This is a genomic window from Nonomuraea sp. NPDC049750, assembly GCF_040659625.1.
Classification (GTDB): domain Bacteria; phylum Actinomycetota; class Actinomycetes; order Streptosporangiales; family Streptosporangiaceae; genus Nonomuraea.
Genome location: NZ_JBFANB010000022.1, coordinates 88,737 through 112,766 on the forward strand (window position 1 = coordinate 88,737; position 24,030 = coordinate 112,766).

Here is a 24,030-nt window from a genome sequence, read left to right on the forward strand (position 1 = left end):
TAGCACCGATTATGCTTCCGGCGCAGTGGGAGGAACGCGTTGATTAGCGTGATTACTGGGGCGAGTGCCGGCATCGGCGCCGCGGCGGCGGCCGAGCTGTCACGACGGGGGCACCGGGTAGTGCTCGTCGGTCGGGACGAGGCTCGGCTCAAAGCCGTGGCCGACGCATTGAGCGGGCCGGAAGCCGATGTTTTGACCTGCGACTACACATCGCTTGACGACGTTCGTAGGCTCGCGGCGGTGTTGCGTGAGCGTTATGACCGAATTGCCGTACTGGCCAACAACGCGGGCGTCATGAGTCCGGGGCGCCAGATTACTGTGGACGGTCACGAGCTGATGGTTCAGGTCAACCATCTTGCCCCCTTTCTGTTGACCGATTCTCTAACAGATCGGGTCGACAGGGTAGTCACCACTTCTTCACGGGCGGGCAGAAGCGGCCGGCTCGACCCGGACGATCTGTCGCGTGAGCGGCGACGATGGAACGGCTGGCTCCAGTACGGCGACACGAAACAGGCGAACGCCCTGTTCACGGTCGGGTTGGCGGCCCGGGGGGTGGCGGCCACCTGTTTCCATCCCGGCGTGATCCGCACCGGGTTCGCGGCGCAGACGTGGATCATGCGGATGTTCCTGGCCGTGCCCGGCTACGCCAAGCCGCCCGAGTACGGCGCGCGCACGCTGGTGCACCTGGCCACGCACGCCGACGGCGAGCGGCGCGCCGGAGCCTACTTCGCGAAGCGCGCCCCGGAGCCGGTCCCGTCCGCGATGTCCGACCCAGCCCTGGCCGAACGCCTCTGGCAGGCCAGCCTGACCGCCCTGAAGAACTGACACCGGCAGGCCGGTCCCAGCGCCCTGAGCGGCTGACGCCGGGCAGGCCGGTCTCAGCGGCCCCCGAGTCTCACGTCGGCAGTTCGCTGATGGCCCGATGGGCGGCGGTGATGGCCGCGTCGGCCCGGGAGGCCGGCACCGAGTCGCAGTTGGCGATCGCGATCCTGCCGAACCGCCGGCGGGCGAGGTCGGCGGGGAACGGGCCGTCCGGGTAGAAGGAGTTCCACGGGCGGCAGTACTCCGGGGCGTACCCGTGACCCCAGCGGTTGACCGTGATCGCCTCTATGTCCGCCGCCGGGTCGAAGCCGCCGGGGCCGAGCAGCCGGGCGAGCTGGTCGCGGATGGTGTACTCCAGGCGGCTGTAGGGCGTGTTGAGCAGCTCGTTCCGGCCCGTGGCGGCGCCCGCGGCCGGGCCCAGCTCCGAGCGGCACGTGGCGGCCAGCATGCGTACGTTGATCGGGTTGCCGGGCTTCGTCGGGCAGTCGTAGCCGGGCATGGTGACCGGATGGTCGAGCTCCGACAGGCACCAGTAGGCGCCGGTCCAGCGGGTGCGGTCGATGCCGAGCCGCTGCCACGCCTCCCAGTCGCGCAGTTGCACCATGGCGTCCACCACCGGCATCTTGACCGCGTCGCGCAGCGCCTGCTTCTGGTCCTCGGGCAGGTCGGGGACGAGGTAAGGGATGACCATGTTCCAGCAGGCCAGGACGACCGCGCCGGCGCGGACCGTACGCACCCGGTGGCCGTCGAAGTAGCCGACGGTCGCGGTGCCCGCCGTGTCGGGCGGGCCGTCGTTGCGCGCGCTGACGGCCGTGCTCGACAGCCGGAAGCGGACCCGGTTGGCGGGCAGGTCGAGCCGGCCGTAGTCGAAGGAGGCGGTGGTGATGCCGTCCATGGAGGTGGAATCGGTGAAGCCGGGGATCATCCGGCCGACCATCATGCGGACCAGCGCCTGGTTGCCCTCGGGGAAGTGGTAGATGTTCGGGTCGGCCGCCTTCCACTCCTTCTTCATGCTCGGCGAGTTGAACCGCGAGGGCTTGCCGCCGTCCAGCCCCAGGCCGCCGAAGCCGGGGTAGTCGCTGCCCCAGGCGTCGATCGCGCCGAACGTCTGCGTGCCGTACCCCCACATGACGCTCGGCATGGTCCGGCAGAACAGCTCGACGTCGGGGTGCACCCGGCAGACCTTCAGCAGGAAGTCCGAGTAGGTCAGCGCCGCCAGCCGCTCCTCCTTCCGTTCCCGCGACAGGCCGGGGAACCAGTCGCGCGGCTTGTCGTACAGCATGACGAGGTCCTTCTTGGCCTGCTCGGCGATCGGCAGCCCCTTGACCCACTCCTCGGTCCGCATTTTCGGGGCGATGCGGACGAGGGCGTCCGTCCGGAACGTCTCCCGGTCGCACATCACGCCGCGATGCATCCCGAGGTCGCCGTAGAGGCGTTGGTCGAAGTACCGGTCGAACCTCTTCAGCTCGATGCCGAGCCGGTGGAGCAGCTCCTTGCCCTCGGGCGTCCACACCGAGGGCGTCCGGAGCGATCGCGAGCCGCCGCAGCCGACCAGCACCCCGTTACGGCCGGCCGGGTGGAACTCGTTGCGCCGCGCGTGCCCGCCGATCTCGTCGTGGTTGTCCAGGATGAGGATGCGGGCCCCAGGGTTCTGCCGGTGCCACTCGAAGGCCGCGCTCACCCCGCTGATGCCCCCGCCGACCACCACCAGGTCGTAGTGCTCGCCGGTGGGCACCGGCGTGCCCGCGTGCTGCCAGAAGCGGCCGTCGCGGAGCGCGTGGGCGACGCTGAGCGACTCCGGGGTGCCGCCCCGCAGTCCGGTCAGGCTCGGCGGAGAGACCTCGGCCCGGGGAATGCCCGGCGGATAGGTCTCGCCCGACTCCGGCGGGCTCGGCCGCGACGTACAGCCCGCCGACGCTCCCAGAGCCAGCGTGCCCACCGCCATGGCGACGCCGTCCAAGAAGTCGCGGCGCGAAATGGGCCGGTCCATCCCGAGGTCGCGCGCCGAGCGCGCGTTCATGTCGCTCATGCGCCGATCCTCAGGACTCCGGGTAAAAGCCGCGTCCTGCCGCGCAGTGCTTCGAGAAACATTTTGCGTGACCTATTACCGCGAATGCCTGTTTGGAGTAGCGTCCGAAATATCACGACGGGGGGAGTCCGGGTGGTCGGCAAGCAGGGCAGGGTCACTGGCAAGATCGGCCCTGGCCTCGTCGGCGAGGTCATGGTCCCGGTCAGAGGAGGCGTGGAGGCTTTCTACGCTCATCCGACCGTGCCTGACGAGGAGTTCTCCGTCGGAACGATCGTGATCGTGGTGGACTACTTCCCACCGCGAACGGTCTATGTGGCCCGAGCACTCGTCTAGGGAGGCCCCCGATGTCCCCCGAGCTCCTTCTTCTCGGCGGCGGCATCCTCGTCGCCGTCATCGTGCTGATCCTGCTCTTCAAGGCCGTGTGGCGGGTCGCCGAGCCCAACGAGGCCCTGATCATCTCGGGTCTCGGCGCGCGCCGGCGCAGCGAGGGCCCGGACAGCCTCGGCTTCAAGATAATCACCGGCAAGGGTACGGCGGTGCTGCCCGGCTTCCAGACCTCCAGGAGGCTGCGCCTGGACACCAGGGCCGCCAACCTCCAGGTCTCCTGCGTCACCCAGCAGGGCATCCCCGTGCACATCCGCGGCGTGGTGATCTATAAGGTGGGCGACGACCTGTCCTCGATCGCCAACGCCGCCCGGCGCTTCCTCGACCAGCAGGACTTCATGACCGGCGCGATCCACGAGCTGTTCACCGGTCACCTGCGCTCGATCATCGGCAACCTCACGGTCGAGGACCTGATCCTCAACCGCGAGCGGCTGACCAGCGAGACCAGGGCGTCGGCCGCCGACGAGATGAGCAAGCTGGGGCTGATCGTCGACTCGCTGCAGATCCAGGAGATCGACGACGAGACTGGCTACATCGTCAACCTCGGCAAGCCGCACGCCGCCAAGGTCGCCTCCGTGGCCCGCATCGCCGAGGCCCAGCGTGATCAGGAGGCCACCGAGGCCGAGCAGGCCGCCGCCGCGCGCAAGGCGGCCGCCGTACGCGAATCCAAGATCAAGCAGGCCGGTTACCAGGCGGAGATGGACCAGGCGGCGGCCAGGGCCAGGCAGGCGGGGCCGCTGTCGGAGGCGACGGCCAGGCAGGAGGTTGTCGTCCAGGAGACCAGGGCCGCCGAGCTGGAGGCGCAGCTGTCGGAGCAGCGGCTGCAGTCGCAGGTCCGCAAGCCCGCCGACGCCAAGGCGTACGAGACCGTCACGCTCTCCCAGGCCGAGCGGGACGCCCGCATCGCCCAGGCCGAGGCGGAGGCGCGGGAGACCGAGCTGCGCGCCGTCGCGCAGGCCTCCCAGGTCAAGCAGGCCGCCGCGGCCGAAGCCGAGTCCGTACGGCTGCGCGGCGAGGCGGCGGGCGCGGCCACCAAGGTGGCGGGAGAGGCCGAGGCCCAGGCCGCCAAGGCACGCGGGCTGGCCCACGCCGAGGCGGCCAAGGCGCTCGGGCTCGCCGAGGCGGCGGCCGCGCAGGCCAAGGGCCTGGCCGAGGCGCAGGCGATCAGCGCGCGGGCGGAGGCGCTGAAGGAGAACCAGGAGGCGGTCATCGCCCAGCAGCTGGCCGAGCGCTGGCCCGAGGTCGTCGAGGCGGGCGCCAAGGCGTTCGGCAACGTCGACCACATGGTGGTGCTCAACGGCGCCCAGGGCGTGGAGGAGATGCTGGCCAAGGCGCTCACCCTCGGCGGCACCGGCCTCGGCCTGGCCAGGGCGCTGCTCAACGGCGCGACCCCGAACGGCTCCGAACCGGAGTCCTCCGGCAAAGCGCAATGAACCGGCCCGCCGTCACGAACAGCTGAGCCGGGAAGTCGCTACGACATCCAGGGGGTAGCCAGTCATGGACTTAGTTCTCACCGGCGTCATCGTGGCTCTGGCACTTGTCGCGATCGTCGCCTTCAAGCTGATCTGGCGCGTCGCCGAGCCCAACGAGGCGATCATCATCTCCGGCCTGGGCGCGCGGGGCAGGGAGACGCTCGGCTTCAAGATCGTCACGGGGAAGGGCGCGCTGGTCGTACCGGGGTTCCAGACCGCGCGCCGCATCTCGCTCGACAGCCGGGTCTCGCCGCTCGAAGTCAACTGCGTGACCAAGCAGGGCATCCCCGTACACGTACGCGGGGTGGTCATCTACAAGGTGGGCGACGACTTCGCCTCCGTCGCGAACGCGGCGCGGCGCTTCCTCGACCAGCAGAAGACCGTGGACGACAAGACGCACCAGCTCTTCTCCGGGCACCTGCGCTCGATCATCGGCAACCTCACGGTCGAGGACCTGATCATCAACCGTGACGCGCTCACCAACGAGATCCGCACCTCCTCCTCCGACGAGATGAGCAAGCTCGGCCTGATCGTCGACTCGCTGCAGATCCAGGAGATCGAGGACGCTACCGGCTACATCGTCAACCTCGGCCGCCCGCACGCCGCCGCCGTGTCGGCGCTGGCCAGGACCGCCGAGGCGCAGCGCGACCAGGAGGCCAACACCGCCGAGCAGGAGGCCCAGATCAAGAAGGCCGCCGCGATCCGCGAGGCCCGCATCCAGCAGGCCGGCTACCAGGCGGAGATGGACCGGGCCGCGGCCAAGGCGAAGCAGGCCGGGCCGCTGGCCGAGGCCACCGCGCGCCAGGAGGTCGTGGTCCAGCAGACGACGGCCGCCGAGCTGGAGGCGGTGCTGGCCGAGAAGCGGCTGGAAGGAGAGGTACGCAGACCGGCCGACGCGCGGGCCTATGAGCAGGTCACCATCGCCGAGGCGGATCGGCGGGCCGCCGTGGCGCGGGCTCAGGCCGAGGCGGAGGGCATCCGGCTGCTCGGGGAGGCCGAGGCCGAGGCGACCAGGCTGCGCGGCATGGCCGAGGCGGACGCGGCACGGGCCAAGGGCCTGGCCCAGGCCGACGCCATCAAGGCCCGCGCCGACGCGCTGGCGTCCAACCAGGAGGCGGTCGTCGCCCAGCAGCTGGCCGAGCGCTGGCCCGAGGTGGTGGAGGCGGGCGCCAAGGCGTTCGGCAACGTCGAGCACATGGTGGTGCTCAACGGCGCCCAGGGTGTGGAGGAGATGCTGGCCAAGGCGCTCACGCTCGGCGGCGCCGGTCTGGGCCTGGCCAGGACGCTGCTCAACCGGCCCGCGTCGGAGGCGCCCATAGCCGCCGCCCCCGCCCCTACTCCCGCTCCCGCATCCAATGGAGCAAACTCCGAGGTCGTTCGCGAATCACCTGAATTACGCGAATAGCGCCGTTGCTCGGCTCGTTACTCCGCGCTTCCTCTAGCGTTTTATGGTAAGTCGCTTTAGGGGAGTGGAGAATTCATGCTTAAGGCTCTTTCTCTCATCTGTCTGAGCATGATGGCCATATCGGGATGTGCTGCCGACAAGGTCGTGGGCGCGCCCTTGCCGGACGTGCCCCCGGCCGCCGACCCGTCCGGCACCACGCCCGCCGACCCCTCCGCCGTCCCGTCCCCGTCCCGGTCCGCGCCCGGAGCGGCCAGGCTCCGGGCCGGCCTGCTGCCCACCCCCAAGGGCATGAGCCTGGCCTACGGGCCGGAGGCCGGGGCGTTCGGCTCGCTCAAGTCCACCAGGCAAGGGCTCGCGGCCGTGCGCCAGGCCAAGCTCGACCGGCCAGAGTGCGGCGGGGCCGGTCAGCTGGACCTGAGCAAGCCCGAGGTCGCGGAGGCGCCCGCTGCCGTGGTCGCCTTCTCCTCCGGCAGCGACTCGATCACCCAGGCGCTGGTGTCAATGCCCGCCTCCGCCTTCCCCGCGCCGCTGCCCGCGCAGTGCGCCTCCTATGGGGCCGACGTGCACGGCACGCGGGTGACCTACCGAACGCGCGACCTGGGCATGCCCACGCGGGGCGAGGAGTCCCGGGCCTATTTGACCACCGCGTCGGGCGGCCACCGCGACGCGCAGGTCGGCTCGGTGGTCATCCGGCGCGGCAAGGTCATCATGAGCATGCTCGTCGTCGGCCGGAAGGTGGCACCCGCCGACCTGTTCGAACTCGCCGGCCTGGCCGACCAGAACCTGGCCCGCATCACCAGATAAAACTAAACAAGCACGTGATCGTCCGGTCGGCCGACAAAGGAAAATTGTGCGTTCCGCGTCAGCTTGATGTGGTCGGCCTGCCAGGTGTGCATGGAGGCGTCGGCGCTGCGCCAGTAGACGAAGTTGAACCGGTCCGCGGAGTAGATCTTGACGCTGTCCTCCTTCAGCCTGCGGACCAGGTGCGTGTCCTCGCCCCGGGTGATGTCCGCGAAGCCGTACGACCGGAACATGTCCGCCTTGCCGAGGAACGTCCCGCCCTGCACGAGGAACGAGTACCGATGCTCCAGCCCCGGCAGCCGCAGCATGGTGGTGTTGAGGCCCTCGAAGTAGGAGTAGTGGGCGCCCTTGCCGACCAGCTCCGCGTCGGTGTAGTCGAAGGCCCTGACCAGGTCCGACAGGTAGTGCTCGCCGTACAGGTTGTCGTCGTCCATCTTGGCGATCAGGTCGCCTTCGGCGGCTGAGATGCCCAGGTTCATGCAGGCGCCCAGCGACAGCTCGGCCGAGGCGGGCAGGACGACCACATCGGAGATGCCCGCCATGCGAGCCTTGTCGGCCACCACGACGGGGTCGATGTCCAGGCCGTGCAGGACCATGACGAGCTGCAGCGGCCGGTGGATCTGCTTGGCCACCGAGGAGATCGCGTGCTCGATCTGCGCGGCCCGGTTGGTCGGCAGCACCACGGAGATCGACCGGGCCCCGGTGGTGACGGGCCGCCCCAGGAACCGGAGTATCTGGTCCACCCGGTGCGTGAACAGGTGCTTGTCGAACACCTCGCGCATCGCCAGGTGTCCCATGCGGGCCCGCAGCTCCGGGCTGTTGATCAGGTGCAGCACCTGGTTGTACGACTCGACCGGCTCGCGGGCGATCGGCAGCAGCTCGCCGAACGTCTCCTCGATCGCCCTGGACCACCCGGAGACGACCGGCGTGGAGCAGGCCGACAGCTCGAACACGCGGCGCGCGCACATCGTGGGCGAGTCGAGCACCGAGTTGACGTTGAGGAAGACCTTGTACATCCGGTAGGCCGCGAGCATCTGGTCGTAGGGGAGCTCGCCCACGATGTGCGGGCGATACTTCTCCGGCCAGGCGTACTTCTCGTCGACCTCGCCGTTGCGGGCGAAGATGTGCAGGCCCAGCTCGCGGATCGGGTCGATGACCGTCTCCATCTGCTCGCGGCGCTCGGGATGCTTGTCGCGGAAGTACATGCCGGCGAAGACGACGTCGTGCAGGCGGCCCTGCTTCTGCTGGATCGGGTTGTGCACGCGGGGCTGGGCGGCGAACTGGAGCACGTCCACCCGATCGTGGCCCAAAGTTTCACGATATTTCGGGACCATGTCACCGTCGCAGGTGAACACGTAGTCGAACAGCTTGGCCGTGTCGATGAAGAACTCGAAGTTCGGCGGGTCCTCCTTGTTCCAGAAGACCGTCGGGATCCCCTCGGCGCGGCACCACGCCACGAGGTCGCGCAGCGGGTCCTTGGGGGCGTTCGTCCCGGTCATCTGGTAGCGCCAGCGGCCCTGGTTCCCGTGCCAGGCCGACTCGCAGAACAGCAGGTCAGGCCGCTTCTCGGCGAAGATCTCCGGCCAGTCCTTGAGCCCGAACTCGATCTGGTCCCACTCGTACCTGAACGCCAGCCGCGAGAAGTCGTCCAGGATGACGGCGACCTTGAGGTCCGGCCGGTTCACCGGCCCGGCCGGCCACTTCACGGTCGGCACCTCGACCGGCGGCGGCCGGTGGTTGGCCGCCGCGACGGCCAAGGTGACCGGGATCGGGGCCTTGGGCGCCCGGTCCTTGGACCTGACCGCCTCCAGCACCTTGCCCGGGCTCTTCGACCCCAGCGCCTCACCCAGCTTGAACGTCCGCTTGGCCTGGGTGGCCTCCAGCTTCCAGTTCGCGTAGGCGGCCTTGGCCTCGGCTATCTCCAGCCGCCGGCGCAGCTCCCTGATATCCGCTTCGTAGCGCTCGACGAGCTTGCGCTCCTCGGGCAGCCAGTTCACGGGGCCGAGTCGCTGGTACGTGGGCTCTTCAGGGGTTTCGGCCATGGGGATGCACGCCTTATCGCTTAGCGGAGGTATGTCATGGTACGGCGGGGACCGTACGGAATGAGGGGGTTATTCGGAACGCGCACCCTGTGCGGCGGGCGAGAGGTTGTCCCCCTTGAGCCAGGCCGAGATGACCCGCGCGATCCGCGGCCCGGCGGCGCCGTCCCACAGCGGCGGCAGCTCACCCGACGGCGTCGAGGCCCCGTCGGCCAGCGCCTTCTCGGCCGCGGCCGGCAGCAGGGCCGGGGTGACCAGGCGGTTGGTCCCATGCGTGATCGTGATCGGCCGCTCGGTGTTGGGCCGGACCGTCAGGCACGGAACGCCCAGCATCGTCGTCTCCTCCTGCACGCCGCCCGAGTCGGTGACCACCAGCGCGGCGCCCCGGACGAGTGAGAGGAAGTCCACATAGCCCAGCGGTTCGATCACCTTGACCGAGGGGCCGTCGACCAGGCCCGCCTCGGCCAGCCGGGTACGCCCCCTGGGGTGGATCGGCACCACGATCGGGATCTGGCGGGCGACGTCCAGCACGGCCGAGACCAGTTCTTTGGCCGCCTCGGGGGTGTCGACGTTCGCCGGGCGGTGCAGGGTCGCCACGGCATAACGAGCCGGTATGTCCAGCCGGGCCACCACGGGCGCCGGGTCCAGCGAGGGCAGCGCGGAGAAGAGGCTGTCGATCATGGGGTTGCCCACCAGGTGCACCTTGGCGGCGGGCACGCCCTCGGCGGCCAGATGCGAGAGCGCGTCGGGCGAGGTGGCGAAGAGCAGGTCGGACAGGGAGTCGGTGACGATCCTGTTGACCTCCTCCGGCATGCCCCGGTCGAACGAGCGCAGGCCCGCCTCGACGTGCGCGGTGCGTACGCCCAGCTTCGCGCAGACCAGGATCGCGGCCAGCGTCGAGTTCACGTCGCCGTAGACCACGACCAGGTCGGGGTCGTGCTCCAGGACGACCTCCTCCAGGCCGACGAGCAGCGCCGCGGTCTGCTTCGCGTGACTGCCCGAACCGACGCCCAGATTGGCCACCGGCTCCGGCAGCCCGAGGTCGGCGAAGAACACGTCGGACATCAGCGCGTCATAGTGCTGACCGGTGTGGATGATGCCCTGCCGCACGCCGAGTTCACCGAGTGCCCGCACCACCGGGGCCGCTTTCACGAAGTTGGGACGAGCGCCCAGAACGTGCAGGACCAGGGGGTTCTCCCTCATTGACCTCGCCTTTCATAGCGGAAGGGAAAAAACGCTGCCTATGGTACGGTCACCGCGTGGCATCCGACGCCAGTCGTGAAGACTCCCCAAGACCAAACGGCAAGGTTTCCGCCAAGTCCGCTAGAGCCGGTGTCGGCGGCCTTATCAGGGGCTTCGTGCAGCACCCGATCATCGTCTCCCGCGTCGTCATGACGAAGGTGAAGGCCGACCCGGTGCGCGTGGCCCAGGCGGCGGCCGAGTCGCTCCCGCCCGCCCTCCGCCCCGTCGTGGGCAAGGTCGCCTGGCCGGCCGCCCGCCGGGCCAGGCGCGCGGTCCGCAAGTTCAGCATGCGGGTGCTCAAGGGGCCGTGGAACGAGGCCAAGGAGCACTGGGACCAGGGCCGGGTCAGCCAGGCCGCGGCCGTGCTCGAAGAACACACCAAATACCCCTTCGTCAAGCGCAGGGCCGCCTACTACCGGGGTGAGCTGGCCGCGATCAGCCCCGACCCGATCCCGCCGCAGCCCAAGGTGGCCGTCGTGGATCGGGTGGCCGGGCGGGTCCTGCACTGCGTGACCAACGCCCTGCCGTACACACAGGCGGGCTACACGGTCCGTACGCACCGCATCGTCATGGCGCAGCAGGCCAAGGGCCTGGACCCGCACGTGGTGACCAGCTGGGGCTGGCCGATGCTGCAGGGGCACGCCGACGCGCCGCCGTTCGAGGAGCTCGACGGGATCCCCTACTACCGGCTGCTGCCCGACGGGCACGGCGAGATGCCGTTCGAGACCCGCGGGCGGATCATCAAGGGCGCCGAGGGCGTCACCAAGCTCGTCGCGGAGCTGCGGCCCCAGGTCTTGCACGCCGCCACCGACCACCGCAACGGCTCCATCGCGCACGCCGTACGCGAGCGGACCGGCACGCCGTTCGTCTACGAGGTCCGCGGCTTCCTGGAGGAGACCTGGGCCTCCCGCGACCCCGGCCGGATCGGCAGCGAGCGCCATGTGCTCCAGCGCGAGCGCGAGGCGTTCCTGATGCGCGAGGCCGACGCGGTCGTCACGCTGGCCGAGACGATGGCCACGGAGATCGTCGAGCGGGGTGTGCCCAGGGAGCGGATCTTCCTTGCGCCCAACGCGGTCGACGACTCGCTGCTCACGGCCTCCTACGACGGCGAGGCGTTCAGAGCGGGCATGGGCATCGGCAAGGACGAGATCGTCGTCGGGTCGGTGTCCAGCATCGTGGGCTACGAGGGGTTCGCGACGCTGCTGCGGGCCGCGGCGCTGCTGCGCGACGAGGGCACGCCGGTGCGGGTGCTCATCGTGGGCGACGGCACCGAGCGCGAGAACCTGCTGGAGCTGGTCGGCGAGCTGGGGCTGATGAGCGCGCTCCTGCCGGGCCGGGTGGGCCCGGACGAGGCGCTGCAGGCCCAGGCGGCCATCGACATCTTCTCCTGTCCCCGCGAGGACCTGCGGGTGACCCGGCTCGTCACGCCGCTGAAGCCCGTCGAGGCGATGGCGCTCGGCAAGCCGGTCGTGCTCAGCGACCTGCCCGCGCTGTCGGAGCTGGTCGGATCCGACGGCGCCGGGCTGCTGGTGCCGCCGGGCGATCCGGAGGCATTGGCCAAGGCGCTCGCCGCGCTCAGGGAGGATCCTGCCAGGCGCGCGGCGATGGGTGAGGCGGGCCGTGCAGAGGTGGCAGCCAAGCGCACTTGGGGCCGAGTTGCCGAAACTTACCGCTCTCTCTACCGCTCCATTACCGAACGATGACCTTCAGATTGGCTGTCTGTTGTGACGGGTTCGGTCGCATTAGGCGTGAGCTAGGTGGACTTGAGATAACCTTTGCGACCATGAAGTGTTGTTTCCGGCTCTCTAAGGCACTGCTGTGACAGAAATCGACTTGGCGGTCATCGGCCTGGGCTACGTCGGCATGCCGCTCGCCAAGGAGGCGGTCGCGGCCGGTCTGCGGGTCGTCGGCGTGGACGTCGACCCCCGCAAGGTCGACGCGCTCAACGCCGGTCAGTCCTACATCGATGACCTGACCGATGCCGATCTCGAGCACATGCTGACCAACGGGTTCAGCGCCACGCTCGACGAGTCCGTGCTGGCCAAGAGCAACACGATCGTCATCTGCGTGCCCACTCCGCTGGACGAGGACCACCGACCGGACCTGTCCGCCGTCGAGGGCGCCACGGGGACGGTCGCGCGCAACCTGAGCAAGGGCGCGCTGGTCGTGCTCGAGTCCACGACGTGGCCGGGCACCACCGACGAGGTGGCCCGCCCGATTCTCGAGACCTCGGGCCTGGTCGCGGGGGAAGACTTCTTCCTGGCCTTCTCGCCGGAGCGGATCGACCCGGGTAACCCCAAGTTCGGGCTGCGCAACACGCCCAAGGTGGTCGGGGGCTACACGAGCACCTGCCGTGACCGCGCGACGGCGTTCTACGGCCAGTTCATCGAGCAGGTCGTGCCGGTCAGCGGCACGCGCGAGGCCGAGATGGCCAAGCTGCTGGAGAACACCTACCGGCACGTCAACATCGCCCTCGTCAACGAGATGGCGATCTTCTGCGACGAGCTGGGGATCGACCTGTGGGAGTCGATCGAGGCCGCGGCCACCAAGCCGTTCGGCTTCCAGAAGTTCCTGCCCGGTCCCGGCGTCGGGGGGCACTGCATCCCCGTCGACCCGTCGTACCTGTCGTACACGGTGCGCAAGCTCGGCTACCCGTTCAGGTTCGTCGAGCTGGCCCAGGAGATCAACGAGCGGATGCCGTCCTATGTGGTGGCACGGGTACAGCGTCTGCTCAACAGGCATAAAAAGGCCGTAAATGGCGCCAAGGTGGTTATGCTCGGCGTGACCTACAAGCCGGACATCGCCGATGAACGGGAGACCCCGGCCCTGCCGGTGGCGCGTGCGCTGCTGGAACTGGGGGCCGAGCTCACGTTCGCGGACCCGCATGTCAAGGAGTGGTCGGTCGACGGCACCCCGGTGCCCCGTGAAGAAGACCTGGCCGAGGCCGTGGTCGGCGCCGACGTGACGCTGCTGATGCAGCAGCACGCCGCGTTCGACCTCGACATGGTCGAGGCTAAGGCCAGGCTCGTGCTCGACACCCGCGGTGTTCTCACCGAGGGTGAACGCGTCGAGCGGCTGTAGCGACGGAGGGCTGCGCGCAGTGCACGTGCTCGTCATGACGGTGGTGCATAACCCCGAGGACGCGAGGATCCTGCATAGGCAGATCCGTGCCCTCGTGGATGCAGGTCATGAGGTCACGTATGCCGCCTCGTTCACCGCCCACGGGGTCGTGCCTCGTCCTTGGGTCAACGGCGTCGATCTGCCCAGGGCCGCGCAGCGTAAGCGCATGGCCGGAGTCTGGGCCGCCCGCAGGCTGTTCAAGCGCATGCGGCGCAAGGTCGACATCGTGCTGATCCACGATCCGGAGTTGCTGTTCGCGATCTGGGGCGTGCGCAACCGCCCGCCCGTGGTCTGGGACGTCCACGAGGACACCCCGGCGACGCTCTCCCTCAAGCCGTGGCTGCCGTCGCTGCTGCGGCCCCCGGTACGCTTCCTCGCCCGCATGCTGGAGGGCACCGCCGAGCGCCACCTGCACCTGCTGCTGGCCGAGACGGCCTACGCGGGCCGGTTCAAGCACGCCCACCTGATCGTGCCGAACGAGACCTGGGTCCCCGACTCGGTCACGCCGCCCGGCGACGACCGGGTGGTTTATCTGGGCTGGCTGTCCAGGGCCCGGGGCGTGATGGAGGCCGTCGAGGTGGCCAAGTTGCTCCAGCCGTACCGGGTGGCGGTGGAGCTGATCGGCTACGCCGACCCGTACAGTCGGCCGATGCTCAACCAGGCCGTCACGGAGGGCCTGCTGGAGTGGCGCGACTTCATGCCGAACGACGAGGCGCTGAAGCGGCTCGACGGCGCGCTGGCCGGGCTCTCGCTGCTGCACGACGAGCCGAACTACCGTCACTCGATGCCCACGAAGATCGTCGAGTACATGGCCCACGGCATCCCGGTCATCACGACGCCGTCTCCCCGCGCGGTCGAGCTGGTCGAGCGGTATGACAGCGGGGTGGTCGTCCCGTGGGAGGACCCGAAGGCCGTGGCCCAGGCCGTACTGACGTTGAGGGACGACGTACGGGAGCGGCGGGCGCAGGGCGCGCGCGGCTACGCGGCGGCCCGTGCGAACCACCACTGGCCCAACTCGGCCAAGAGGTTCGTGGCCCAGCTCGAATCGTGGGCAGGCGTTAAGAACTAAGGCGTCAAGAACTAGCGGCTTATCCTCGGCAGACCACTAGGGCGGTAGGTTCCTCAACGTGCGCTGGCTTCTCGTGCTCCTTGGCGCCGCGATCCTGGCCGCGGTCGCGGCCGTGATCGTCGTGCTGCCCAAGAGCGATCCTCCCAAGAAGGCGGCCCAGCAGGTCAAGGCGACGCCGACCCGCGTGGAGCCCACGCCGAAGGTGAGCGAGATCACCGACCAGTGTGGAACGTTCGAGACCAAGGAGAAGGCCCCTTACGCCGTCACGGGCTACTGGATCACCCCCAAGTCCAACCGCTGCACCTGGCGCCACCAGCTGGAGGACATCCACAACCTCGGCGGCGACACGGTCATCAGGATCGGCTACGGTCTGCAGTTCCGCACGACCGACGACGAGGGCCGCGTGCTGACCAAGGATGGACAGCTCGACCCGCTGTACAAGGACTGCGAGGAAGACGGCCGGAGCTGTCGAGACGCGGCCGAACGCGACCTGAAGAAGGCGAATCCGGAGAACCGGATCGCCCGAACGTACGCCTACCGCACCGACGAGTCGTTCGGGCCCGGCCTGTTCCGCTGCCCCCAGATGGAACGCAAGATCACCGTGGGCAAACGGGTGTACTTCCGGGTGCTCACCCCGATGGACGGCTCCGACGACGCCACCTGCGACTTCACCAAGCCCAAGCCGTACGACATGATCCTCATCGCGGGCTCGGACACCGACAGCCTGACGCAGCTTCTCGACCTCGGCGAGCAGTTCGGTGTGCAGGTCTTCCCGGCGCTGCCGCTCGCGCCGCGCGACCCCGTGACCCCGACCAGGGCCAACAAAAAGCACATCGACACACTTCGGACGCTGACCCGCCGCATCCTGCAGGACTACGGTGCGCGCTTCGCCGGGCGCGCCTCGCTCGGTGGCGTCTACCAGCCGTTCGAGGTGCAGATGGCCGACACGCTCGCCGGCAACCCCACCCTCGAGGTGTACGCCGAGCAGCATCAGATCGTGGAGCAGGAGCTGGGCAAGCCCATCCTCATCAGCCCCTACCTCGACGCCCGCAAGCGCGTCCCCTTCGGGCAGACGCCCAAGCAGGTGGCCGCGGCGTTCGTGGCGCTGGCCAAGACCGGGGTGGGCATCATCGCGCCGCAGGACAGCCGCGGCACCGGCAAGGTCGGCCTGTTCTGGCCCGACCAGCGCGACACCGAGGTCGATGAGCGGCTGCGCTCCGTCGTGGGCGAGACCACGTACGGCACCGCCTACCACGGCTCGACGCGCGACTACTACCGCGAGATGTCCGCGGCCCGCGACCAGATGCTCCAGGCGGGCTTCAACGTGGAGCTCTGGGCGAACGTCGAGGCGTTCGAGCCCTCCGGTGATCGCCCGTGCGCCCCGCAGGGCACCCGCGGCCAGACCGACAAGAAACGCCTCGACCAGGCCGTCACCATGGCCGGCAGGTACGTTCAGAAAATAGTCTCCTACATGTGGAGCGACTTCCTGACCTGCGGCTCCCCTTCGCTGGAGACGCAGATCAGCCAGGACTGGCAGCGCCCGATCGCGGTGGACGCCATCCGGCGCTCCCGCGACATCCAGGACGGGGTGGAGGTGCGCGGATACCACCTCAAGGACGGCACGGTCACCCTCCAGTACGGGGACGAGCTGAAGGAACTGGTGGTCTCCGCCGTGGGCTGGCTCGACGAGGACCCGCTGGAGGATCTGCCGGAGGGCATGCAGACGGCGTGGGTACCGTTCGACTGGGCCCAGGTGCCGCCGGACGAATGGGTCAAGGTCGGCGTGAAACTCCCCACGGGGAAGGCCACCACTGAGCCGCTCCACGTCCGCATCGCGGCGTGAGCGCGCCCGCCGCTGAGGGCGCCCTGGGCCGGTCGGCGTGTAACGTGCCTGCCATGGTCCCGAGCATCCCGGTGAGCGTCGACCTGGTCGTGCTCACCGTGCGCTGCCAGGCCCTGTGCGCCCTCGTGTGGCGCCGGGACAACCCGCCGTTCCTGCGGCGCTGGTCGCTGCCCGGCGGCTTCATCCAGCTCGACGAGGACCTTCCCGCGGCGGCCCAGCGCATCCTGGCCGAACGCGCCGGCCTCCCCGGCGCTCCGGTGCACCTGGAGCAGCTCCAGACCTACGGCTACCCGGACCGCGACCCCCGCCAGCGCGTGGTCAGCGTCGCCTACCTCGGCCTGGCCCCGGACCTGCCGGCCTCGGAGAAGGCCCACATGAGCTGGCAGCCCGTCGACAACCTGTCGGTGATGGCCTTCGACCACCGGCGCATCATGCTGGACGGCATCGAGCGGGCGCGGGCGAAGCTCGAATACACCTCGCTGGGCGCCGCCTTCTGCCCGCCGGAGTTCACGGTGGCGGACCTGCGGCGCGTGTACGAGATCGTCTGGGGCCGCCCCCTGGACCCGCGCAACTTCCACCGCAAGGTCACCAAGGCGGAAGGCTTCCTGGTCGAGACGGGCGACACCACCACCCGCGACGGCGGCCGCCCGGCCAAACTCCACCGCCGTGGCCCCGCCGAGCTCCTCCACCCCCCGATGCTGCGCGGCCGCCCTTAGAAGAGGGTCGATTCGCGCGCGCGTGGCTCGCGGCTGTCCTTAGAAGAGGGTCGATTCGCGCCCGGCGAGGCGCAGTGGCGGCGGGTAGCCCCTCCTCGGAGAGGGGGAGTGCCAGGGCTCGTGCACGTACGCGTCGGGGACTCCGGCCAGCTCTGGCACGTGGGCGCGGACATACCTCCCTTCCGGGTCGAAGCGCCTGGCCTGGCGGATCGGGTTGAACGTGCGGTTGGGGCGAGTGTCGTTGCCCGTGCCCGCCACCCACTGCCAGTTGCCGAAGTTGTTGGCCACGTCGCCGTCCAGCAGCAGCTCGAAGAAGTGCGCCGCGCCTGCCCGCCAGTCGATCCTGAGGTGTTTGACCAGGTATGAGGCGGTGATGAGGCGGGCTCGGTTGTGCATCCAGCCCTCGGCGAGCAGCTGGCGCATGCCCGCGTCCACGATCGGCATGCCGGTCTGCCCCGCCTTCCACGCCTGGAGCGCGTCCTCGTCGTCGCGCCACCGATGGCCGCGCGGGCGGTAGTCGTCCCCGTTGATGCGCGGGAAGGCGAAGGTGACCTGGTGGTGGAAGTCACGCCAGCACAGCTGCCGGACGAAGTCCTCGTTGTCCAGCTTCGACAGCTCCAGCGGCGACAGGCAGCCGAAGCGCAGGTAGGGGCTGAGTCTGGAGGTGGTGTCACCGGCCAGGTCGTCGTGGCCCTCGCCGTAGCGGTCCAGGTGGCGGGCGGCCCATTCGCTCATCCGACGCCGCGCGGCCGTCTCCCCGCCCTGGCCGCCCTCGGGCAGCGGGCCCGGTTCCAGCTCCTGCGGCGTAGGCACCCGTCGGGGCGCGGCCAGGACGGTACGGCGGGGCGCCCGCTGCCATGCGCGCCAGTAGGGGGTGAAGACGCGGTAGTGGTCGCCTCCGGCCGGGCGCAGCAGGTCGGGTGGAACCACAGTGACCCCGGGGAAGAGCCTGAGCGCGCCCGCGGCGGCCAGGCGACGTTCTCTGGCCCTGGCCAGCTCGCTGACGTCCGTGCTGGCGAACACCGCCTCGGAGCCGGTCCGCTCCGCCAGGCGCAAGGTTTCCGCGACCGTGTCGCCCTGCCGAACGAGTAGGTCGCCGCCGCGCGCCCGCAGCGAGGCGCGCAGGTCGGCCAGGCACCCGGTCAGGAACTCCCCGCGTCGGCCCGCGGGCACGGCGGGATCCCGTACGAACAGCGGGATCACGTGGCGGGCGCGCTCGCACGCGGCGCTCAGCGCCGGATGGTCGTGGACCCGCAGGTCCCGGTTGAACAGCACAATTACCGTCTCCACTCCTAGGTTTTCGCGGGCAGGGGCCGGAGTGGTTGCACGATCTCCGTGTTCTTGGTTGTCGGTCCTCCGCATGGCGAGGTTGAATAGATTTTGAATCGGTTATCGTCTGGAGGAGTGATGATCGAGGAATGCTTCGCGATCCATCGGCCGATGGTGCGCGCCTACCTGCGACGCCTGATCCCCACGCAGGACGTCGACGACGTCACGCAGGCCGTCTTCGCCGACGTCTGGCGCTGCCGGCTCGCCTACGATCCGTCCAGAGGCATGGAGAGCTGGCTGCTGACCATCACGCACCGCCGCGCCGTCGACTACCTGCGGGCACGGCGGTTGGCGACAGTGCCGCTGGAGTCCGTCGCCGAGCCACCGGGGCGAGATGGCCGCGACGACGGCGAGGATTTGGCCAACCGCGACCTGATCGGCCGGGCACTGGCCGAACTGCCGCAGGCCCAACGCGAGGCGATCCGGCTCGCCTACTGGGAGGAACTGAGCCAGCGCGAGATCGCCGAACGGCTGGACGTCCCGCTCGGCACTGTCAAGGCCAGGACGGCCCGCGGCCTGCACCGCCTGCACGCTCTGCTGGAGGCGGCATGACCAGACCCACGCTGGTGACGGGCGCGACCGGGTACATCGGCGGGCGACTCGTGCCCGAGCTCCTCGACGCCGGGCATCGCGTGCGCTGCATGGTCCGCTCCCCTGCCCGCCTGCGTGACCTGCCCTGGGCGGGCAGCACCGAGATCGTGGCGGCCGACACCCTGGACGCCGCCGCCACGCGCGCCGCGCTGGACGACGTCGACGTGGCCTACTACCTGATCCACACCATGGGTGGCGGGAAGGGTTTCGCCGACGCCGACCGCCGGGCCGCGCGGACCTTCGCCGCCGCCGCCGAGGCAGCGGGCGTACGCAGGATCGTCTACCTCGGCGGGCTCACCGGCGACGAGAACCTGTCACCGCACCTGCGTTCACGCGCCGAGGTCGCCGAGATCTTCCTGGGCTGCCGGGTGCCCGCCGTCGTGCTGCGCGCCGCCGTGATCATCGGCTCGGGTTCCGCCTCGTTCGAGATGCTGCGCCACCTCACCGAACGGCTCCCTGTGATGACCACGCCACGCTGGGTGCGCAGCCGTACGCAACCCATCGCGGTAGGTGACGTGCTGCGCTACCTGCGGGCGTGCGCGTCCATCCCCGAGGAGGTCAACCGCGCCTTCGACATCGGCGGCCCGGACGTGTTGACCTACGCCGACATGATGCGCGGCTACGCGGCCGCCGCCGGGTTGCCGCCGCGATTCATCATCCCGGTGCCCCTGCTGAGCCCGTGGCTGTCCAGCCACTGGGTCGGCCTGGTCACGCCGGTCCCCGCCACCATCGCGCGACCCCTGGTGGAGTCGCTGCGAAACGAGGCGGTCTGCCGCGAGCACGACATCGCCGTCCACGTTCCCGATCCGCCGGAAGGCCTGATCGGATTCCGCCGCGCGGTCGCCCTCGCCCTGCGGAAGATCAAGGAGGCCGACGTCGCGACCCGCTGGTCCTCCGCCTCCACCCCGGGCGCCCCGAGCGACCCCCTGCCCACCGACCCCGACTGGGCGGGTGGCAGCCTCTACATCGACCGCCGCACCCTGGCCTGCGACGTCCCGCCGGGTGCGTTGTGGAACGTCATCGAGGGCATCGGCGGCGCTAACGGGTGGTACTCCCTTCCCGTGGCCTGGCGGGCCCGCGGCGTGCTCGACCGGATCGCCGGCGGCGTCGGGCTGCGCCGCGGGCGACGGGACCCGCGCAGGCTCAGGGTGGGTGACTCCATCGACTTCTGGCGGGTGGAGGAGATCGAGTCCGGCCGCCTGCTGCGGCTGCGCGCCGAGATGCGGCTGCCTGGCCTGGCCTGGCTCGAGCTCGCCGTACGGCAGGAGGACGGCAGAACCGTCTACGAGCAGCGCGCCATCTTCTACCCGCACGGGCTCCTCGGCCACCTCTATTGGTGGACCCTGGTCCCCTTCCACCGGCTGATCTTCGGACGACTGCCGAAGAACCTGGTCACCGCGGCCTCCTGATCAGCTCGCCGCCGCCACCAGCCGGGTCACCGCCTCTTCGAGCGAACCCACCCTTGTCACTCCGCGTGGCAGCCCGTCCCACCAGCCAGGACCGCCTACCACCACCCGGCACGGCGGCCGCACCGGCGGCAGCGCCGCCAGCGGAGCCGGATCTCCCGTCAGTGCCCGCTGTGACCAGAGGAAGACCGCGCACGGCCCCAGTGTGCGGATCGCGCCGGCCAGCGCCTCGTACGGCGTCCGCGCGCCGAGCAGCCGCACCGCCACCCCCATGGTCCCGGCCAGCACGGCGCCGACCGCGTACAGGGGCAGACTGTGCTGCTCCTCCTCCGCGCACGCCAGCAACACGGGCCGGTGGTTGACCGGCGTCGCGGGCGGTTCGAGCAGCGGATGCAGCGCCGCCAGGACGCCGTCGGAGAACAGGTGCTCGACCTCGATGCCCGCCCCCGTCCTGCGCTGCAGGCGGCTGATCGTGGCGAAGACGGGCAGGACGAGCCGCTCCCACGTCCAGGCAGGGCCGTGCCGCGCGATCGCGGCCGTGACCCCCGCGCCGACGGCCCCGCCGTCCAGCCTTGTCGCGGCCCTGGCCAGCATCGCCGTCGTGGGCACCGGCCCGGTCGCCCCGGCTCCGGGAGCGGCGGGCTCGGCCGGTTCGCGCTCCTCCGCCCCCGGTCGCAGACGCAGCGACGCCCGCGCCGCCTCCGCCGGTGCGACACCCTCCCGGATCAACCTGTTCATCTCCTCCAGGCGGAGAAGATCCGTGGCGTCGTAGCGGCGGTGCCCACCCCGGCTGCGGCCGCTCGGGCCGATGCCGTACCGCAGGTTCCAGGTGCGCAACGTGGGGGCGGGCACGCCGAGCCGCCGGGACACGGCACCGATGCCATATCCCGTTTCCACCGAATCCTGATGCTCAGCCATGGCTCCGCCCATTCTTTCGAACGATCGGACTCCTTGGTTGCAGCGAACCGCCTCACGCCGGAGACAACGCCCGCAGCCTGGTCGCCGCGATGGCCTGGTGGTCAACCGGTCGCGTTCGGCCGAGCCGGACACCACACGACGCAGCGCTCATGGCAGCGCGAAGACGTCGGCCGCGGTGACGCACAGCGTGCCATGTGGCGCGTGCATGACCTCCTCGCGAGCACACACCGCGTATCGCAGTGCCGAAGCGTCATCCGTCAGGTGCGCCGCCTTCGCCGCCAGCCCGGTGACTATGCGCGCGGCGTCGACCTTCTTGGCCCACTTGGCCTCGCCGACCATGACCGGCCGGCGCGATCGGCCCGCCAGCACCGCCGCGTCGATCTGGTGCTGTCCGTCAGCCTGCCACCAGGGGCCGATCGCCACGACATCCGGCCGGATCTCCGCCGCACGTAGCCGGAGGTGGTCGCGGAACGCCTCCTCCCAAGCCGCCCCGAGATGGTCGTTCAAGGAGTCGAGGAGGACCGGCAGCACCGTGTCGCCCAGCCCACGATCGATCTCCGGTAGAACGCGGGACAGCGTGCTGAGGTAGAAGGCGAGGAAGTTGTCGGTGATGCGGTAGATCTTGCGGCGGCCTCGCCCGTTCTCGGTGATCGGCTGGACGCGTTCGATCAGTCGCAGAGCCAGCAGATCGCTGAGCGTCCTGCTCGGGTCGGCACGGATCGCGTCGCTGATCTCATTGTGCTTGGTGCAGCCCTCGGCAATGGCCTGCAACGTAGCGGCCAGGTGGACGCCCTTACCCGCCTCCGTCGCCAGAACGAGATCCCCTTCCCGAATCATCTTGGCGTCGGGGTGGCAGGCCAGCCGGGCCAGGTTACGCTCAACAGACAGCTCGGAGCGCCACCAGGAGAGGTAGAGCGGCATTCCGCCCACGATGCCGTACACCAGCGCGCGGTCCGCCGGCGAGAGATCGGGCAGCATCGCGGCGGCCTCGTGCGGGCGGAAGGGGTGCAGCTGCATGGTCAGGTCGAAGCGCCCATAGAGCGGCGACCGGTATTCCTGGATCGACCGCATCGTGCGTACGGCCGAGCCGCACACGATGATGCGCAGCCGCGTGTGCCCGTGCGCGTGGTCGAGGAATGCGCGAAGGGTGCCTTCGAGCTCGGGAGCGGCCGTGATGAGCTCGGGGAACTCGTCGAGGATGAGCAGGAGCGGCTCGTCGGCGGCCTCCCGGGCGAGGTGATCGAGCGCCTCGTCCCAGGTCTGATAAGGACGTGTGGCCAGATCCCGCGTGGGGGAGGCGATCGTGGCGGCCACGCGGCTGGACAGCTCCGCCAGCTCGCGGTGCGCCGTGCGGCCGCCACCGGTGTGGAAGATCGCCCGCTTTCCCTGGGCGAAGCGCTGGAGCAGCGCCGTCTTGCCGACTCGCCTGCGGCCCCAGAGCAATGCCGGACGGGGCTGCGGCTCCTCCCACCATTCCGCCAGCGTCTGGAGCTGCTCCTGCCTTCCTACGAAGTTCATGGCATAAATGTAACCGACGCCGATGTCAGTGACGAAAACATCACCGATATCTATGTCAGCAACCGATTCCGCCTGATGCTGCCCTGCTGGTCGGCTTCTTTTAAGGTGAAGCCATGCCTCGTTTCCGCTTGATTCTGGACACCATGCCGGCGTACAAGCCGGGCAAGGCCGTCACGTCTCCTGACGGCCGCTCGTACAAGCTCTCCTCCAACGAGTCGCCCTACGACCCGCTGCCGTCCGTGGTCGAGGCGATCGCCGAGGGGGCGCGGCAGGTCCACCGTTACCCCGACCCGGGGGCGATCAAGCTGACGGAGGCCATCGCGGAGCGGTTCGGGGTGCCGGTCGAGCACATCGCGCTCGGGGCGGGGTCCGTCACCGTGGCGCAGCAGCTGTTCGAGGCCGTCAGTGAGCCCGGCGCCGAGGTGATCTACGCGTGGCGGTCGTTCGAGGCATATCCGCTGCTGGCCGACCTGGCCGGGGCGGAGTCGGTCAGGGTGCCGCTGGCGGGCGAGGACCACGATCTGGACGCGATGGCCGAGGCGATCACCGACCGGACGCGCATGATCTTCGTCTGCAACCCCAACAACCCCACCGGCACCGCGATCCGCCGGGCCGAGCTGGTGGCCTTCCTCGACCGGGTGCCGGACGACGTGCTGGTGGTCCTGGACGAGGCCTACCGCGAATACGTGCGCGACGAGGACGTGCCCGACGGTCTCACCCTCTACCGCGACCGGCCGAACGTCTGCGTCCTGCGTACGTTCTCGAAGGCCTACGGATTGGCGGGGCTGCGTGTCGGTTACCTGGTGGGACACGAGGCGGTGGCGTCGGCCATCCGGAAGACGATCATCCCGTTCGCCGTCAACCACCTCGCGCAGATCGCGGCCATCGCCTCCCTGCGCGCGGAGGACGAGCTGATGGAGCGGGTCGACACCGTGGTCAAGGAGCGGACCCGGGTGCGCGAGTCGCTCATCGCCCAGGGCTGGACCATCCCCCTGACCGAGGCCAACTTCGTCTGGCTGCGGCTCGGCGAGCGCACGCTCGACTTCGCGGCGGCGTGCGCGGCCGTGGGCGTGGCGGTGCGGCCGTTCGCGGGGGAGGGCGCCCGCGTCTCGATCGGCGACCCGGAGGCGAACGACACGTTCCTCGCGGCGGCGGCGGCCTTCAAGGCGGGTTGACAGTTTGTGTGATTAGGCCCTGTAATGGGCCTCTTGTCGCGTGTCGCCGGCCGGAGGACGTCGGCGGCATGGAGGCACCGGTTGTAGGGGATGATGTCGTGACTTCTCACTTCACAGGCAGCGCCTGATCTGATCGCGCGCCCGCGCGTCG

19 protein-coding genes are annotated in these 24,030 nt (G+C 69.9%); 13 read left to right on the plus strand and 6 right to left on the minus strand.

Going from position 1 to position 24,030, the window contains the following annotated elements:
- Positions 1 to 48: 48 nt before the first annotated feature.
- Positions 49 to 825 (plus strand): SDR family NAD(P)-dependent oxidoreductase, encoded by a 777-nt coding sequence (locus AB0J16_RS40945; protein ID WP_358550229.1) that lies wholly within the window; start codon positions 49 to 51, stop codon positions 823 to 825.
- Positions 826 to 895: 70 nt separating this feature from the next.
- Here AB0J16_RS40945 and AB0J16_RS40950 read toward each other — a convergent pair whose 3' ends face one another.
- A complete protein-coding gene (locus AB0J16_RS40950) occupies positions 896 to 2,851 on the minus strand; it encodes an NAD(P)-binding protein (RefSeq protein WP_358550231.1) in 1,956 nt (651 codons plus the stop codon).
- Between the two features lie 132 nt (positions 2,852 to 2,983).
- On the opposite strand from AB0J16_RS40950, the gene AB0J16_RS40955 reads away from it, so the two are divergent.
- The 4 genes from AB0J16_RS40955 to AB0J16_RS40970 all read left to right on the plus strand — a co-directional run bounded on the left by AB0J16_RS40955 (position 2,984) and on the right by AB0J16_RS40970 (position 6,916).
- Complete coding sequence (locus AB0J16_RS40955) at positions 2,984 to 3,184, plus strand: hypothetical protein (RefSeq protein WP_225300038.1); 201 nt, start codon at positions 2,984 to 2,986, stop codon at positions 3,182 to 3,184.
- An 11-nt stretch (positions 3,185 to 3,195) separates the two neighbouring features.
- Positions 3,196 to 4,668: an SPFH domain-containing protein gene (locus AB0J16_RS40960; RefSeq protein ID WP_358550233.1), complete on the plus strand. Its 1,473-nt coding sequence runs from the start codon at positions 3,196 to 3,198 to the stop codon at positions 4,666 to 4,668.
- A gap of 64 nt (positions 4,669 to 4,732) precedes the next feature.
- On the plus strand, positions 4,733 to 6,112 hold the full coding sequence (locus tag AB0J16_RS40965) for an SPFH domain-containing protein (RefSeq protein WP_358550235.1): 1,380 nt from the start codon (positions 4,733 to 4,735) through the stop codon (positions 6,110 to 6,112).
- Positions 6,113 to 6,220: 108 nt separating this feature from the next.
- Positions 6,221 to 6,916, plus strand: a complete 696-nt coding sequence (locus AB0J16_RS40970) for a hypothetical protein (protein ID WP_358550237.1) — start codon at positions 6,221 to 6,223, stop codon at positions 6,914 to 6,916.
- A gap of 2 nt (positions 6,917 to 6,918) precedes the next feature.
- Here AB0J16_RS40970 and AB0J16_RS40975 read toward each other — a convergent pair whose 3' ends face one another.
- Together AB0J16_RS40975 and wecB are read right to left on the minus strand one after the other, a co-directional pair.
- Positions 6,919 to 8,955 carry a glycosyltransferase gene (locus AB0J16_RS40975; RefSeq protein ID WP_358550239.1) on the minus strand — a complete coding sequence of 679 codons (2,037 nt, stop codon included), beginning with the start codon at positions 8,953 to 8,955 and terminating at the stop codon, positions 6,919 to 6,921.
- A gap of 69 nt (positions 8,956 to 9,024) precedes the next feature.
- Positions 9,025 to 10,155, minus strand: a complete 1,131-nt coding sequence (gene wecB, locus AB0J16_RS40980; protein ID WP_358550241.1) for a UDP-N-acetylglucosamine 2-epimerase (non-hydrolyzing) — start codon at positions 10,153 to 10,155, stop codon at positions 9,025 to 9,027.
- Positions 10,156 to 10,310: 155 nt separating this feature from the next.
- Between wecB and AB0J16_RS40985 the strand changes: the two genes are divergently transcribed.
- The 5 genes from AB0J16_RS40985 (at position 10,311) to AB0J16_RS41005 (ending at position 16,942) form a co-directional block, all read left to right on the plus strand.
- Positions 10,311 to 11,897: a glycosyltransferase gene (locus AB0J16_RS40985; protein WP_358550243.1), complete on the plus strand. Its 1,587-nt coding sequence runs from the start codon at positions 10,311 to 10,313 to the stop codon at positions 11,895 to 11,897.
- A gap of 115 nt (positions 11,898 to 12,012) precedes the next feature.
- The gene (locus AB0J16_RS40990; protein ID WP_358550245.1) at positions 12,013 to 13,275 is read left to right on the plus strand and encodes a nucleotide sugar dehydrogenase; all 1,263 of its coding nucleotides are present in this window, start codon (positions 12,013 to 12,015) and stop codon (positions 13,273 to 13,275) included.
- A gap of 19 nt (positions 13,276 to 13,294) precedes the next feature.
- Positions 13,295 to 14,383 (plus strand): glycosyltransferase, encoded by a 1,089-nt coding sequence (locus AB0J16_RS40995; RefSeq protein ID WP_358550247.1) that lies wholly within the window; start codon positions 13,295 to 13,297, stop codon positions 14,381 to 14,383.
- Between the two features lie 58 nt (positions 14,384 to 14,441).
- The gene (locus AB0J16_RS41000; RefSeq protein WP_358550249.1) at positions 14,442 to 16,226 is read left to right on the plus strand and encodes a DUF4434 domain-containing protein; all 1,785 of its coding nucleotides are present in this window, start codon (positions 14,442 to 14,444) and stop codon (positions 16,224 to 16,226) included.
- Between the two features lie 53 nt (positions 16,227 to 16,279).
- Positions 16,280 to 16,942: an NUDIX domain-containing protein gene (locus AB0J16_RS41005; RefSeq protein ID WP_358550251.1), complete on the plus strand. Its 663-nt coding sequence runs from the start codon at positions 16,280 to 16,282 to the stop codon at positions 16,940 to 16,942.
- A gap of 39 nt (positions 16,943 to 16,981) precedes the next feature.
- Here AB0J16_RS41005 and AB0J16_RS41010 read toward each other — a convergent pair whose 3' ends face one another.
- Positions 16,982 to 18,232 carry a deoxyribodipyrimidine photo-lyase gene (locus tag AB0J16_RS41010; RefSeq protein ID WP_358550253.1) on the minus strand — a complete coding sequence of 417 codons (1,251 nt, stop codon included), beginning with the start codon at positions 18,230 to 18,232 and terminating at the stop codon, positions 16,982 to 16,984.
- A gap of 117 nt (positions 18,233 to 18,349) precedes the next feature.
- On the opposite strand from AB0J16_RS41010, the gene AB0J16_RS41015 reads away from it, so the two are divergent.
- Together AB0J16_RS41015 and AB0J16_RS41020 are read left to right on the plus strand one after the other, a co-directional pair.
- Entirely contained in the window at positions 18,350 to 18,823 is a 474-nt protein-coding gene (locus AB0J16_RS41015) for a sigma-70 family RNA polymerase sigma factor (protein ID WP_358550255.1), read from the plus strand.
- Positions 18,820 to 20,271 carry an SDR family oxidoreductase gene (locus AB0J16_RS41020; protein WP_358550257.1) on the plus strand — a complete coding sequence of 484 codons (1,452 nt, stop codon included), beginning with the start codon at positions 18,820 to 18,822 and terminating at the stop codon, positions 20,269 to 20,271. Before AB0J16_RS41015 ends, AB0J16_RS41020 begins: the two co-directional genes overlap by 4 nt.
- On the opposite strand, the gene AB0J16_RS41025 is transcribed toward AB0J16_RS41020, so the two are convergent.
- Positions 20,272 to 21,186: a MerR family transcriptional regulator gene (locus AB0J16_RS41025; RefSeq protein ID WP_358550258.1), complete on the minus strand. Its 915-nt coding sequence runs from the start codon at positions 21,184 to 21,186 to the stop codon at positions 20,272 to 20,274. It abuts the gene before it with no gap.
- Between the two features lie 147 nt (positions 21,187 to 21,333).
- Entirely contained in the window at positions 21,334 to 22,704 is a 1,371-nt protein-coding gene (locus AB0J16_RS41030) for an ATP-binding protein (protein WP_358550260.1), read from the minus strand.
- Between the two features lie 113 nt (positions 22,705 to 22,817).
- On the opposite strand from AB0J16_RS41030, the gene hisC reads away from it, so the two are divergent.
- Positions 22,818 to 23,879: a histidinol-phosphate transaminase gene (gene hisC, locus AB0J16_RS41035; protein ID WP_358550262.1), complete on the plus strand. Its 1,062-nt coding sequence runs from the start codon at positions 22,818 to 22,820 to the stop codon at positions 23,877 to 23,879.
- Positions 23,880 to 24,030 lie beyond the last annotated feature (151 nt).

What these genes read in the sequence shown, in the direction of transcription:
- AB0J16_RS40950 (WP_358550231.1), bottom strand. Translation starts at nt 2,851, where the DNA reads ATGAGCGACATGAACGCGCGCTCGGCGCGCGACCTCGGGATGGACCGG.
- AB0J16_RS40960 (WP_358550233.1), top strand. Translation starts at nt 3,196, where the DNA reads ATGTCCCCCGAGCTCCTTCTTCTCGGCGGCGGCATCCTCGTCGCCGTC.
- AB0J16_RS40965 (WP_358550235.1), top strand. Translation starts at nt 4,733, where the DNA reads ATGGACTTAGTTCTCACCGGCGTCATCGTGGCTCTGGCACTTGTCGCG.
- AB0J16_RS40970 (WP_358550237.1), top strand. Translation starts at nt 6,221, where the DNA reads ATGATGGCCATATCGGGATGTGCTGCCGACAAGGTCGTGGGCGCGCCC.
- AB0J16_RS40975 (WP_358550239.1), bottom strand. Translation starts at nt 8,955, where the DNA reads ATGGCCGAAACCCCTGAAGAGCCCACGTACCAGCGACTCGGCCCCGTG.
- wecB (WP_358550241.1), bottom strand. Translation starts at nt 10,155, where the DNA reads ATGAGGGAGAACCCCCTGGTCCTGCACGTTCTGGGCGCTCGTCCCAAC.
- AB0J16_RS41005 (WP_358550251.1), top strand. Translation starts at nt 16,280, where the DNA reads ATGGTCCCGAGCATCCCGGTGAGCGTCGACCTGGTCGTGCTCACCGTG.
- AB0J16_RS41015 (WP_358550255.1), top strand. Translation starts at nt 18,350, where the DNA reads ATGATCGAGGAATGCTTCGCGATCCATCGGCCGATGGTGCGCGCCTAC.
- AB0J16_RS41020 (WP_358550257.1), top strand. Translation starts at nt 18,820, where the DNA reads ATGACCAGACCCACGCTGGTGACGGGCGCGACCGGGTACATCGGCGGG.
- AB0J16_RS41025 (WP_358550258.1), bottom strand. Translation starts at nt 21,186, where the DNA reads ATGGCTGAGCATCAGGATTCGGTGGAAACGGGATATGGCATCGGTGCC.
- AB0J16_RS41030 (WP_358550260.1), bottom strand. Translation starts at nt 22,704, where the DNA reads ATGAACTTCGTAGGAAGGCAGGAGCAGCTCCAGACGCTGGCGGAATGG.
- hisC (WP_358550262.1), top strand. Translation starts at nt 22,818, where the DNA reads ATGCCTCGTTTCCGCTTGATTCTGGACACCATGCCGGCGTACAAGCCG.